The organism is Ruegeria sp. AH3 (genome assembly GCF_056536265.1).
Window position 1 is genome coordinate 412,505 of record NZ_JBQFJL010000001.1, and the last position, 11,848, is coordinate 424,352.

Annotated in this window: 12 protein-coding genes; 1 reads left to right on the forward strand and 11 read right to left on the reverse strand. The window is 54.7% G+C overall.

Annotated features, from left to right (window positions below; genetic code table 11):
* Positions 1-68: 68 nt before the first annotated feature.
* The 11 genes from ACR3EM_RS01995 to ACR3EM_RS02045 all read right to left on the reverse strand — a co-directional run bounded on the left by ACR3EM_RS01995 (position 69) and on the right by ACR3EM_RS02045 (position 10,592).
* Positions 69-614 (reverse strand): prepilin peptidase, encoded by a 546-nt coding sequence (locus ACR3EM_RS01995; RefSeq protein WP_480469145.1) that lies wholly within the window; start codon positions 612-614, stop codon positions 69-71.
* A 3-nt stretch (positions 615-617) separates the two neighbouring features.
* Positions 618-1,469 (reverse strand): tetratricopeptide repeat protein, encoded by an 852-nt coding sequence (locus ACR3EM_RS02000; protein WP_480469146.1) that lies wholly within the window; start codon positions 1,467-1,469, stop codon positions 618-620.
* Positions 1,470-1,482: 13 nt separating this feature from the next.
* Positions 1,483-2,025: a tetratricopeptide repeat protein gene (locus ACR3EM_RS02005; RefSeq protein WP_480469147.1), complete on the reverse strand. Its 543-nt coding sequence runs from the start codon at positions 2,023-2,025 to the stop codon at positions 1,483-1,485.
* Positions 2,026-2,098: 73 nt separating this feature from the next.
* Positions 2,099-3,073 (reverse strand): type II secretion system F family protein, encoded by a 975-nt coding sequence (locus ACR3EM_RS02010; RefSeq protein WP_480469148.1) that lies wholly within the window; start codon positions 3,071-3,073, stop codon positions 2,099-2,101.
* 10 nt (positions 3,074-3,083) lie between these two features.
* Positions 3,084-4,052, reverse strand: a complete 969-nt coding sequence (locus tag ACR3EM_RS02015) for a type II secretion system F family protein (protein ID WP_480469149.1) — start codon at positions 4,050-4,052, stop codon at positions 3,084-3,086.
* Between the two features lie 12 nt (positions 4,053-4,064).
* Positions 4,065-5,504: a TadA family conjugal transfer-associated ATPase gene (locus tag ACR3EM_RS02020; RefSeq protein WP_480469150.1), complete on the reverse strand. Its 1,440-nt coding sequence runs from the start codon at positions 5,502-5,504 to the stop codon at positions 4,065-4,067.
* An 18-nt stretch (positions 5,505-5,522) separates the two neighbouring features.
* Complete coding sequence (locus ACR3EM_RS02025; protein WP_480469151.1) at positions 5,523-6,758, reverse strand: CpaE/TadZ family protein; 1,236 nt, start codon at positions 6,756-6,758, stop codon at positions 5,523-5,525.
* 201 nt (positions 6,759-6,959) lie between these two features.
* Positions 6,960-7,583, reverse strand: coding sequence for an OmpA family protein (locus ACR3EM_RS02030; protein WP_480469152.1), 624 nt, complete (start codon positions 7,581-7,583; stop codon positions 6,960-6,962).
* Positions 7,584-7,601: 18 nt separating this feature from the next.
* The gene (locus tag ACR3EM_RS02035) at positions 7,602-9,008 is read right to left on the reverse strand and encodes a type II and III secretion system protein family protein (RefSeq protein ID WP_480469153.1); all 1,407 of its coding nucleotides are present in this window, start codon (positions 9,006-9,008) and stop codon (positions 7,602-7,604) included.
* Positions 9,009-9,202: 194 nt separating this feature from the next.
* Positions 9,203-10,084 (reverse strand): Flp pilus assembly protein CpaB, encoded by an 882-nt coding sequence (gene cpaB, locus ACR3EM_RS02040; RefSeq protein WP_480469154.1) that lies wholly within the window; start codon positions 10,082-10,084, stop codon positions 9,203-9,205.
* Between the two features lie 262 nt (positions 10,085-10,346).
* Positions 10,347-10,592: a Flp family type IVb pilin gene (locus ACR3EM_RS02045; RefSeq protein ID WP_480469155.1), complete on the reverse strand. Its 246-nt coding sequence runs from the start codon at positions 10,590-10,592 to the stop codon at positions 10,347-10,349.
* Positions 10,593-10,943: 351 nt separating this feature from the next.
* Between ACR3EM_RS02045 and ACR3EM_RS02050 the strand changes: the two genes are divergently transcribed.
* Positions 10,944-11,816: a lytic transglycosylase domain-containing protein gene (locus tag ACR3EM_RS02050; RefSeq protein ID WP_480469156.1), complete on the forward strand. Its 873-nt coding sequence runs from the start codon at positions 10,944-10,946 to the stop codon at positions 11,814-11,816.
* The last annotated feature ends 32 nt before the right edge of the window (positions 11,817-11,848 follow it).

Consider the following 11,848-nt stretch of genomic DNA (forward strand, 5'->3'; position numbering starts at 1 on the left):
CGTTTGAGGAAAATTTGACGCGGCTTTGTGGCAGGACCAAGGCGCGGGCAAGGCGCACAGATGATTGTTTACGATCCGTGAATTATGCCCAAGATCAGATAGATGGCGAGACTTCCTGCCAGAGGGAGGCCCATAGGAAACTTCTTACCCTGATCCCAGCTTTCCCAGTCCGGCGCGACTTGGCGTAACTTGGTGTGCTTGGCCAATCGGTGGGCTGTAACGGCGCCAAGCGTTGTCGCGGTCAGGATCACTATCACAAACATCAGGTCTCCCGTCCAGATAAACGGCGCAGCGGCAGCGCAGAATTTGGCATCTCCAGCACCCATCACCCCGGCGGCGTTCAGGACAATGCCAAGCAGCAAAATAACAATGATGTGAAGCAGTTGCCAACCATAGACCGGAAGTGACACTGACAGCGGGCCAAAGCTCCCAGCCACCCAGTCACCGGACCATGGCGGCAGGACAAAGAGTCCGACAACAACAAAGACCAAGGCCAGCGCCATGACTGCGTGGTTCTTGATCTTCATCTCGCGCATATCCGTGAACGCGACATAGAAACAGATCGGCAGCACGAAAGGCAAAAACCACGCCGCTGCTGCCGCTGGGATGATCATGGATCAGGCTTCCTCAAGCGCGCGGAGCGAACGGACGGCCTCGTCAAAATGCTGTGGATGGGTCGCGATGGCTTCGCGATACAGGTTTTTGGCGAGGTTGATGTCACCCTGTTTGACGGCAGAAATTGCCAGCGTATTCAGCAGCCTCGCTCGTTCGGCCTGAGTCATGGGCACTACAGGTACGCTGTAATTCCCTTGCGCGCTGCGCGCCAATACCAGGTTGTTCTTTGCGGTGAACAAAGACTGATCATGACGGATGGCTTCTGTGAAAAGCCGTTCTGCTTCGGCATATTGTCCGCGAGTCAGCTTGGAATACCCCCAGTTGTTCATCACACCTGCTGGGCGGGTCGTCAGACCAACAGCCGTTTCGTAGAAGTGGTCGGCGCTTTTCCAATCCTTTCTGGAATCAGCAACCAGCGCTTCGAGCCTATAACGTTTGAAGGTTTCATAAGTCGGGGGGATGCTATCGAGAGTTGCTTTCGCGCCGTTCCAGTTTCCGCTGCGCACTTGTGCGTCCGCGTATTCAACCTGGTCAGCGTTGTTGGCACCCTTCATGGTCAGCACGCGTTTCCACGCGGCGGCGGCCTCGGTATTGCGCTTTGCACGGGTCAGGCTGATCGCCAGCCCGCGTTGCAGATCGATGCGGTCGGGGTTCTTGATAGCTGCACCTTGGAAATAGGTAGCGGCCTCGTTGGGGTCGGCCGCGTTCAGCATCACGTCATTCAGGTTGGTCTCGTCGATGACGTTGACTTCCTGAAAGGTGCGCTCGACCTTTTCCTCTTCGGTTTCTTTGGCACAGGCGGTCAAAACCAACCCGCACGCAAACATCGTCGGAATCAAGAAGGGGTGGCGCATTTTTTGCGTCCTTTTACTGCTCTGCCTCTGTTGCCGGGTTTCTGCGCAGAACGAATTCTCCGTTACCGCGCTGCTCCAGCTCAAATTCTTGTTCTTGAGGGGTATTATTAACAGGATTTTCCATTTTTGCGAGTGCTAACCGTAAATTGTCACGGATTGCGTCACTTTCGCCATTGTCCAGCGCAAAGGCCTTGCGGAACACCTGCGAGGCCTCGGCATATTGCCCAGTTTCCATCAGGAAAACGCCCAGATTGTTCCAGGCGACAGGCCAGTCCGGATCATCTTCGACCGCACGGCGCAGCAGGGGTTCTGCTTGCCCAATCCGGCGCAGACCCAGATTGGCAGTTCCGAGCGAGGTCAGGATTTCCGGGGTCATGCCTTGCTGAAGGGCAGCACGTGTGAACGATTCCAGCGCCAGTTCATACTCACCCGCTGCCATCAGCCGATTGCCGATCGCAACCTCATCTACCGCAGGACCATCGGGATCAACCCCCGGTGCAAACGGACCATTGGCAGAGGGCGTTTCAGTGCAAGAAGCCACCATGGCAAGAACCATGGTGGCCAATATCGTTTTGCGAAGGCTCCGATCAGAGCGCCGATTGCCTTGCTTGATCGGGAATTGTTCTACCCTAGTTCCCAAAGTCCGCGATACCTTTTGCCGAAGGGCCAACAAGGATCACCAATAGCGGAGGAACGGTCAAAGTCATAGTTGCGAGTGTCATTTTGGTAGGCAATTTGTTGGCGGCCTCTTCTGCGCGCATCACGCGCTTGTCGCGCATTTCATCGGCATAAACCCTGAGCGCATCGGCGATTGGAGTACCAAATGAGGCAGATTGGATCATGACTGTGACAAACGCGCTCACGTCCTGGACACCACATCGTGTCGCGAAATCGCGCAGGACGACGTCTTTCTCTTTACCAGCTTTCATCTCGTGAGCGACAACCTCGAACTCATCCGCAATGTCGGGGTATGAAGCTTTCATTTCTGCAGCGACCCTGACGATCGCCTGATCCAACGATTGCCCAGCTTCGACGCAGACAAGCATCAAATCGAGTGTATCCGGAAATCCAGCGGTAATAGCCTCTTGGCGTTCAGCCACGCGCCGAGTGATCCAGTATTTTGGAATGAAGTAGCCGATTGCACCCGGGACAAGCACGCGGATGGCCATATCTTGAGTTGTCAGTTCTTCTCCATTCGAGAAGACGGTCACGAATAAAACACCCAGGATTACTCCGATAATTCCAAGAGCAAATTGAGCAAAGTGATAGAAGCGGACTGCGTCTTTCGATTGATACCCGGCCTGGCGGAGCTTGAGTTGAACCGCTGAATATTCCTCTTTGTTTTGCGGCTCGAGGAAATTTGCGAATTTCTCAAGCTGTTCGTTACGCCCTGCCGCCCTCAACCGGTCCTTTTTATTTTTCTTGGTCTTTTTGGGAGCTGCCGTCGATCGCTGCAGCTTCTTTAGCGGATCTTCCGGCTGATTCAGTATTAGCGGGATTGTGACCAGTATCATGAACAGCCCTAGGACACCGGCGACGATCAAAGGCCCGAATTCGCCAAGATTTTCTGTGAGCATATCGTTTATTTGGGTCAGAAATTCCATTGATATGTCCTCAGACTTTGATGTTCGTGAGAATGCGCATGACGATCAGGTTCAGCGTCAGCATGATACCGACAAAGAAACAGGCCGGTATGAAAAGTGAGTGGTCAATTACGTTGTCGTAATAGCCGGGGTCTTTGACCATAATAAAGACAAGACAGAACACGGGAAACCCCGACAGGAATTTGCCCGACCATTGCGCTTCTGCAGTGATCGCCTTGACGCGTCGGAATAGGCGGAACCGGGCGCGGATGACTTTAGCCAAACCCGCGAGAATTTCGGCAAGATTACCACCGGACTGCTGTTGAATCGAAACAGCAACCGCCAGAAAACGTAAATCCTGCATGTCCAGACGCTCCGCCAGATCCTTGAGCGCTTCGCCGACATCCCGGCCATAAGCACATTCATCCGATATGACACCGAACTCGGTCGCAAGTGGGTCTTCTACCTCGTTGGCAACGATCTGCACGGAAGACACAAACGGGTTACCGACACGAAGTGATCGCACCATCAGTTCAACGGCGTCGGGCAACTGCTCTTCAATCAGCGCCATACGCTTCTTTGCCTTATTGTTTACCCACGCATAGACAGCGCCAACCCCGATCGCGATAGAGATGGCGACGCGAAGTGATGTCTCAGTGGCCGTACCTATGCTCAGCCCCAGAAAGGCAAGGACTGAGACCAGAACCATAATCAAGATCAACTGCTTGGGCGAAAAGGCAATTGCAGCTTTTTGGGCCTTATCAGCAAGCAGAGAATACAGAGGTATCGTCTGCGACTTCATATGCTGCTGCATTTCTTTGCGCAGCTGCTCGAGAACCTGATCCCGCGCAATACCTTTGTCGATCATGTCCAGGCGTCTGTTGACGCGGCTGTTCAGGCTGATCGACTTACCAAAGGCAACCAGATAGATGCCCTCGACCAGGGCCAGAACCCCGACGAAGATACCGATATAGATAAGAGCCTCAACGGGCAGTTGCATTTCTCCGGTCTCCTACATCGTGGTTGGGTCGTAGATCGACGGTGGCAGGTCAAAGCCCCACAGACGGAAGCGTTCGGAATAGTGGCTGCGCACGCCGGTGGCTGTGAAATGGCCGATGATCTTGTTGTCAGGTGTCAGTCCAACCCGTTGAAACCTAAAGATTTCTTGCATCGAAATCACATCACCTTCCATCCCGGTAATCTCGGTGATCGAAGTCATACGACGTGAACCATCCTGCAGACGGCTGGCCTGTACGATCAGGTTCACAGCCGATGAGATCTGGCTGCGGACCGCCTTGATCGGCATCTCGATGCCTGCCATTGCGATCATGTTTTCCAGACGAGAGATGCCGTCCCGGGCCGAGTTGGCGTGGATCGTGGTCATCGAGCCGTCGTGACCGGTGTTCATGGCCTGCAGCATGTCAATCACCTCGGCACCACGCGTCTCGCCCACAATGATGCGGTCAGGGCGCATACGCAGGGCGTTCTTCAGACAGTCGCGTGGACTGACCTCGCCTTTGCCTTCCACGTTGGGCGGACGGCTTTCCATCCGGCCCACATGGGTCTGCTGCAGCTGAAGTTCCGCCGTATCCTCGATGGTCAGAATGCGTTCAGCGTCATCAATGAAGCTGGACAGGGCGTTCAGTGTTGTTGTTTTACCCGAACCTGTACCGCCCGAAACGATGATGTTCAGTCGAGTCGACACTGCGGCTTGAAGATAAGCGGCCATTTCTTCGGTAAACGCGCCGAAATTGACCAGATCGTCGATGCCCAGTTTGTCTTTTTTGAACTTACGAATGGAAACCAGAGAACCATCCACCGCGATCGGCGGCACCATTGCGTTGAAACGCGATCCGTCAGCAAGGCGGGCGTCGACATAAGGGTTCGATTCATCGACGCGACGACCCACGGCGGAGACGATCTTGTCGATGATCCGCATCAGATGCTTTTCATCTTTGAAGGTGATGTCGCTGATTTCCAGCTTACCCGCACGTTCCACAAAGATCTGCTGCGGTCCGTTCACCAGAATATCGTTGACCGTGTCATCCTGCAGCAACGTCTCAAGCGGGCCGAGGCCCGTGACCTCGTCGTACAGTTCCTTGTTGAGTTGGCTGCGATCTTCTCGGTTCAGAACGATGTTGCGCGCTTCCAGAACTTCGCTTGCGATTGCGCTGATCTCGGTGCGTAGCTCGGCCTCACTGGCCTTTTCGAGGGCTGCGAGATTGAGATTTTCAAGCAGTTCGCGGTGCAGTTCCAGCTTGATCTCGCCCAACCGTTCTTTGCGTTTGCGCTCTTTGTCGTTACTTACAACCTCGGCTGCTTTCTTCTGCACCGGTTTGCGGGCGACGGCCGTTGCAGTAGGGGGTGCAGCGGGCGCGGCCGCGGGGGCAGCGGCGGGCGCTTTGGCTTCAACCGGCTGAGCCGAGGGCTGTTTCTTGTATCTTGAAAACACGGGCAGCTCCCCTTCGTGTTATGCGGCTTCGGCGTCGCTGCTGCCGAGGCTATGGAGCGATTGAGCCAGTTTGGCGATTTCCCGACGGAGCGGGTTCTTGGCTGCTGAACTGGCCAGCGGCAGGCCATGATCACCGGCTTGCATGACCGATTTGCCGCCATCGGGCAAAAGCAAGTCGATCGAAATGCCCAGGCTTTCACCCATGCGCTTGACCCGGCTCTTGCCGTTCAGATCGGTGAATTTAGGCGCCCGGTTCATTGCAAAGCGCAGTTTATTGAAAGGCAGCTCTTCGGCTTGCAGCGCGCGTTTCAGGCGCAGCGCATTCTGGGCCGAGCGCATATCCAATTCGATCAGGGCGAAATAGACATGCGCCGCATTCAGGATCGTCTCGGACCACTGAACAAGCGTTTTGGGCATGTCGACCACCACATAGTCGAAATGCGCGCGCGCGGTATCGATCACGCGCTGAATATCTTCCGGAGTGATGATGTCGAGCGGGATCATGTCCGAAGGGGCGGTCAATACCTGCAGCTTATCCTCAAAATTCTGCAGTGCCTGACCAAAGGATTCTTCGTCCATCGAGTCGGTATCCGATAGCATTTCGAAAACCGCTTCGTGGCGTGGCAGGTCCAGGTAGGTGGAAACCGTGCCGTATTGCAGATCCAGATCGATCAGACAAACCTTGGGCGCTTCCTTGGCCGAAACGGTTGCCAATTCCCAGGCGAGGTTTACAGCCATAGTTGTCGACCCAACGCCTCCGGCAAGCCCTTGAACCACAAACAGTGCACCTTCCTTTGATGCGCCACTGGCAAGAGGTGCAGCGGCGGGCTGAGGTGCAACAACCGGATCAGGTTTGTTCATCCGGTCGATTGCTTCCTGCAATTCATTCTCTGGAAGGGGGTAGGGCACGAATTCGTCGGCGCCTTTGCGCAGCAATTGATGCAGCGAGGCCGGCGTGACATCTTCTGCGATCAGGACAACCTTGATGCCTTTTTCTTTGGCCCGCACGATGATCTCGCCCATCAGCGTCAGATTGTCTTCGTCATCACCGTCCAGTGCCAGTGCCACGAATTGCAGCGATTGAGCTTCCGGTTGACTGAAAAACGCAAGCGCTTCTGCAAATCCAAGATCGCCCCAGCGCTCACCCAGCGCGGCTTCCATATCTTCGATCAAAAGATCGAAGTTCTGAACATCCCGGCTTATGGTGCAAGCCAGAATGGCGGTATTTTCGTCTTGCGGCGTCGCGCTCGTCATTAACACAATCCTCGTCGAGAGGGCTGAGCAAACCGATTGAACGCGTGGAAGGTCAGTTCTGGTTTGCTGTCGCCCGGTGCGGTCAATTTTGGCCGCAGGTCACCCAATTGTTCACAACGTCGCTTGGAAGTTGGGCAAGAATTGGGCGCAAAAGAACCAATTGTAGGGAAATGGGCGACAATGCCGCCCATGACTTGAGTATTATTCGCTGCCGCTGGTGTCGCCGTCGCGCTGAATATAGCTCAGTGGAGTGGCGCTCGCGATGTATTCTCGATAGATCACGCGGGCATATTTTCCGTCCAGCAGGTTCGGATGACGATCCACAAACCCGGATACCTCGGTTACAGTGCGACGGTTGCGTCGGTCGCGATCTGGTGTCGCCACAAGTGGTCTGGATTTTCCAAAGGAAACAACTGCTTCAAGCCTTGAGCGTGAAATCCCTTGTTGTGTCAGGAAAGCGACGGCGGCGTTCGCACGCCGCTGCCCCAAACGCTTGTTGTACGAGTCAGATCCAACCGCATCCGTATGACCATAAACGCGGAAGCGCGCCTCGGGGAATTGCTTAATCCAAGCCGCTTGCTGCAGTAGGATTCGCTGCGCCGAGACATCAAGCTTTGCACTATCAAACGCAAAGTTGATCTGTGTTGGAACTTCAGCTGCGAACCGTTGTGCCAGAATCTGGCTATACGTCAGTTCGCCATTCATGACCTGGATGTTGTTCAAGGTCGCATTGCCGAAGGTGCCAGCATCGATCTCATATCCGGCTTCGCGTGTACAACCTGCGACAGCAACCGAAAGAGCCAGTGTAATGATCCACTTATCCATTGGTTCTATCCTCTCCTATCAATCCAGGACGTAGCCATAAGACTGACCGAAATCCTGCTTGGCTACTTCGGACGCGGCACCGTTTCCAGCACGTTCTGTTCGGGCGACCTTGCCGTTTACAAAGAGATCAAACTCGCTCGGTGGTTTTACCCGGTCAGTTGGCAGAGCCAGAGCTTCGCCACGCGTTGGTGATACCAGATGTGCGGTGACAATGATGATGAGTTCGCTTTGTTCGCGTTGATACTGAGCGCTGCGGAACAGGGCACCTAAAACCGGTACATCACCCAGCCAAGGTACTTGGTTACTCAGATCGGCGAAATCATCCTGGATTAAACCCGCGATTGCAAAGCTCTCACCATCGCGAAGCTCGACAGTAGTCTTGGTTTGACGCACGATGAAGCTTGGAACGTTGTCCCCGTTGATGGTGAAGTTAGAGTTCGGGTCGATACTCGAAACTGTTGCCCCCATCTCGAGATTGATCAGATTACCGTCGACCACACGAGGCACGAACAGAACCTGCACGCCGAATTGGCGATATTCGATAGCGACGACCCCATCATCTTGCGGTACAGGGATCGGAACCTCGCCACCTGCTAGGAATTCGGCTTCCTGACCTGACAGGGCTGACAGATTCGGTTCAGCAAGGCTTCGGGCCAACCCTTTGGATTCAAGCGCTTCCAACAGCAGACGAACCTGAGTGGAGCCCGCCCCGAAACCAAAGAGGATGGCGCCGGTATTGGTTTGCACCAGCGGAATGTTGTTGCTCAAAGCGTTGGTCAGCGAACCCTGGTTGTTCAAGGTATTGAAACCAGCAGTTACGTCGCCGCCGCCAAAGCCCAGCGAAGCAGACAGGTTCTTCGCGACCGAGCGATTCATTTCTGCAAAGCGCACCTTCAACATGACCTGCTGCACGCCGCCAACATTCATCAGATTTGATACACGTTCAGGCGCGTAGCGTTCGGCCAGCTCAAGAGCGCGTGCAAGACGAGCGCTGCTGGAGACTGTGCCCGACAGGACGATGCCGTCATTGGCCGTGCGCACTTCGATCTGCTCATTTGGCAGGATCTGGCGCAGCCTTTCTTTGAACTCAGTGACATCCGGTGCAACCCGTACCCGTACATTGGTCAGAAGGTTGCCCGCTCCGTCGAACAGGGTCAGCGTGGTCATGCCTGGGGCGCGACCTAATACATAGATTGTCCGATCCGACAGCGTCGAAACGTCCGCGATTCCCGCATTTGCGATGCTGATCTCAGCAAACGGTTCTTCGCTCTCCACAACGATTGCGCGGTTGACCGGGACGTCCAGCGATTCTGCCGTCCCTTTCTTGACCACGCGAAGATTTTGGGCCCAAGCGGCATCGCCGATTGAGCTCACTACAAGCGTCAACCCCAGCAGGGTTGCGCTGATCCAGGAACGTATTGTCATGTGACCTGCCTCTCCGATCACCACTCGATTTTATGGGTCTTATGCCCTCTATCCGGAAACCCTGCGCGAAAACCGGATTTATTGCAATAATCAATGGTTTCTGGAATTTTCTTTATGTGGACAATGCGCAACATCACAACGAAATAGGCCGCGCGTAATGCGCGGCCTTTGGTCCGTAACAGACTGAATTGACGTTAGTTTGTGCAAGGGATTGGGGTTTCGACGATTTCGTTCCCACGTCGAGTTCGGACGGTGCAGACTTGTTTCTTGGGTGCCTGCGGCGCCGGGGCTGCTTCTTTGATTCCAAGCAGTTTTCGTTGATCGACTTCGATAGCGCTCGCAACCGCTTCATCCTGCGCTCCAACCAGAGCCAATGATAGCCGTCCAGTGTTTTGGGCTTGCGCGAGCGCTGCAATTTGTTCAGGTGTCGCTGCAACAGTGACCGTACGTGCAATCGTCGCACCGGTTATGTCCGATCCAGCGATTTGATCGACCGCGATCAACTGGATCTTGCTTTGAATTAAGCGCGTGATTTCCCCCTGAGCGCCTTCAACCGCGCCACGCAACGAGCCTGTCCAATAGACATCAATGTTATCTCCAGGGCGCAGAAAGCCCGATACGCCGGAGGCGACGTCAACACTGATGGCGAACGCGCGCATTCCTTTTTCAAGTTGCGACGTAAGGCCTGCGGCTTCACCGGGCCTTGTAACTTTCACCTTCATGAGTGCTTCGTCTTTTTCCATCGCTCTGAGAACGAAGCGTTCGCTGTCATCGGTCTCAGGAAAAAGTACGGCTATGTCAGTGAAGCTGCCTTCAGGCACTGCTGATTCAGGCCATTGAACCATACGGACATCATCTTGCGACAGAGGTTCGCCATATCTTAGCTTACGATTCGATACGACTACGCCGACGGTTGGAACAACGCCTTCTTTGGCGCTGGCCAGCGCCTCTTGCGCCGCCAGCCGCTCGCGGGCAAGTGCACTCTGATGCTCAGTTATATAGCCCCGCGCCATATAAACTGCGCCGCCTGCCAGGACGACGCCGATGATTAAGACAAGACCAAACATAGCTCGCATATTATTACCTCACGTTCATCGTCGCGCGGATGAGTATTCAAAGCGGATGGGATGTTTTGATTGTACCCCAACGTGTTCGCGATCAACGCTAGCTTTGAATTGTGTCGAAATAAGGGACAATAAGAACAAATTCATTGTCGTATTGAGGTCGTATACCAATCGCCCCAGTTGTTTGCCGCTAAGAAAGAATAGAAAAGAGCCACATCAGATCTCTCTGATATGGCTCCAAGATTTGGCTTAGCACTAGCCGTGCTTCGATATCTTAGCCGCCGGTGCCGCTGTCAGAGCTGTCAGCGCTTGTTGCTCCGGTAACGCCACCAGCCGATGTGGTGCTTACAGTTGCGCCGGTCATCGCTGCTTCCACATTGTCAGCCATGCCCGAAGCACCGCCTGAGATGCCGCTGTATGCAACAGCTGCCAGGCCCACAACAGCTGCGGTCAGAACGACCCAGTCTACAGTTACGGCGCCGTCTTCGTCTTTGCGGAAGTTCTTGATGAACTTGATCATGTTACGTCCCTCCTAAAGGATCAAAAAGTAATTAACCTCGGCGTCTTCCAGAGCTTTCTCTCTCAGTCCGCTCCCGATCGTCTCGGCATGGATATATGTTTGACCCTTGTGCGTGGCAGGAATTGGGCCAATCGCGATTTTTTTCACTCAAAGCTTAACTTTTTGATGAGAAATATTGTAACATACGGAAAATAAACGAAAAAAAATATCTCCTTTTTACTTCCACCCGCCACGAGCGATGCAAAATAGCGGCAAATGAGGCGAAATTGCCCCAATTCGCGTTGTTTTTCTGGTGTAATGAGCTGTTCTCAGGTTCAAACTGTTCCAAAAGATAAAAATCGAGGCAGGCAAATGTATCTCCGGGACGCACTTATATGCGCCGGCGCGGTCGCGTTGCTAATAGGTGGCGCAGCGCAAGTCTTTGCGACCGAGCAAGAACCGCGCGGTGTTTACAAGCGGCTCTCAGCCCCCAAGCCGGGAGCGCGCGTGCGAGTCACCATCCAAATCACACCAGAACAGCATGCGACTGCTCCTTCGGCCCCCAGCACCGGAGCTTTGCTTGAGGTGCCAGACGACGTGACGCCGGCGAAGGTGCCCGCATCGACACCGCCCAAGATTGCCGGGACCGGGATCGCTAAGCCTGTTGGATCCTACAAGGCGTTCTGGAATCGGGTGTCCCCCGAACTGGCGCAGGCAAATGCAGGGCGGTTGCGTGAGGCTGTGCAGGCGCTGACCGTCACGGGTGTTGCTGCGCCACGCCTGCAGACATTGCAGGAAATCGTCAATCAGCGGGGTGTTGATATTCTGCGATCTACCGTGGGCACCAATGTGTCACCCGCGCTGGTGCTGGCCGTGATCTCGGTGGAATCGGCAGGAAAGACTGAGGCCGTGAGCTCTGCGGGTGCACAGGGCCTGATGCAGCTGATGCCGGCGACGGCCGAGCGCTTTGGGGTAAAAGACAGTTTCAAGCCCGAACAGAATATCGAGGGCGGCGTACGGTATCTGCATTGGTTGATGGAAGAGTTCGGGCAGGATCCGATTCTGGTCCTGGCGGGCTATAACGCGGGTGAGGGTGCCGTGCATAAGCACAGTGGTGTGCCGCCTTACGCCGAAACGCGGGATTATGTGCCAAAGGTCCTTGCGGCGTTTCAGGTTGCCAGCGCCTTATGTACGACGACGCCTCAATTTGTCTCGGACCCCTGCGTCTTTCAGACCGCTAACTAAAAAAGGCCCGCATAGCAGCGGGCCTTCCGATT

Bases quoted from the DNA above. Each gene is read 5' to 3' on its own strand.
- ACR3EM_RS01995 (WP_480469145.1), bottom strand. From the start codon at position 614: ATGATCATCCCAGCGGCAGCAGCGGCGTGGTTTTTGCCTTTCGTGCTG.
- ACR3EM_RS02000 (WP_480469146.1), bottom strand. From the start codon at position 1,469: ATGCGCCACCCCTTCTTGATTCCGACGATGTTTGCGTGCGGGTTGGTT.
- ACR3EM_RS02005 (WP_480469147.1), bottom strand. From the start codon at position 2,025: ATGGTTCTTGCCATGGTGGCTTCTTGCACTGAAACGCCCTCTGCCAAT.
- ACR3EM_RS02010 (WP_480469148.1), bottom strand. From the start codon at position 3,073: ATGGAATTTCTGACCCAAATAAACGATATGCTCACAGAAAATCTTGGC.
- ACR3EM_RS02015 (WP_480469149.1), bottom strand. From the start codon at position 4,052: ATGCAACTGCCCGTTGAGGCTCTTATCTATATCGGTATCTTCGTCGGG.
- ACR3EM_RS02025 (WP_480469151.1), bottom strand. From the start codon at position 6,758: ATGACGAGCGCGACGCCGCAAGACGAAAATACCGCCATTCTGGCTTGC.
- ACR3EM_RS02030 (WP_480469152.1), bottom strand. From the start codon at position 7,583: ATGGATAAGTGGATCATTACACTGGCTCTTTCGGTTGCTGTCGCAGGT.
- ACR3EM_RS02035 (WP_480469153.1), bottom strand. From the start codon at position 9,008: ATGACAATACGTTCCTGGATCAGCGCAACCCTGCTGGGGTTGACGCTT.
- cpaB (WP_480469154.1), bottom strand. From the start codon at position 10,084: ATGCGAGCTATGTTTGGTCTTGTCTTAATCATCGGCGTCGTCCTGGCA.
- ACR3EM_RS02045 (WP_480469155.1), bottom strand. From the start codon at position 10,592: ATGATCAAGTTCATCAAGAACTTCCGCAAAGACGAAGACGGCGCCGTA.
- ACR3EM_RS02050 (WP_480469156.1), top strand. From the start codon at position 10,944: ATGTATCTCCGGGACGCACTTATATGCGCCGGCGCGGTCGCGTTGCTA.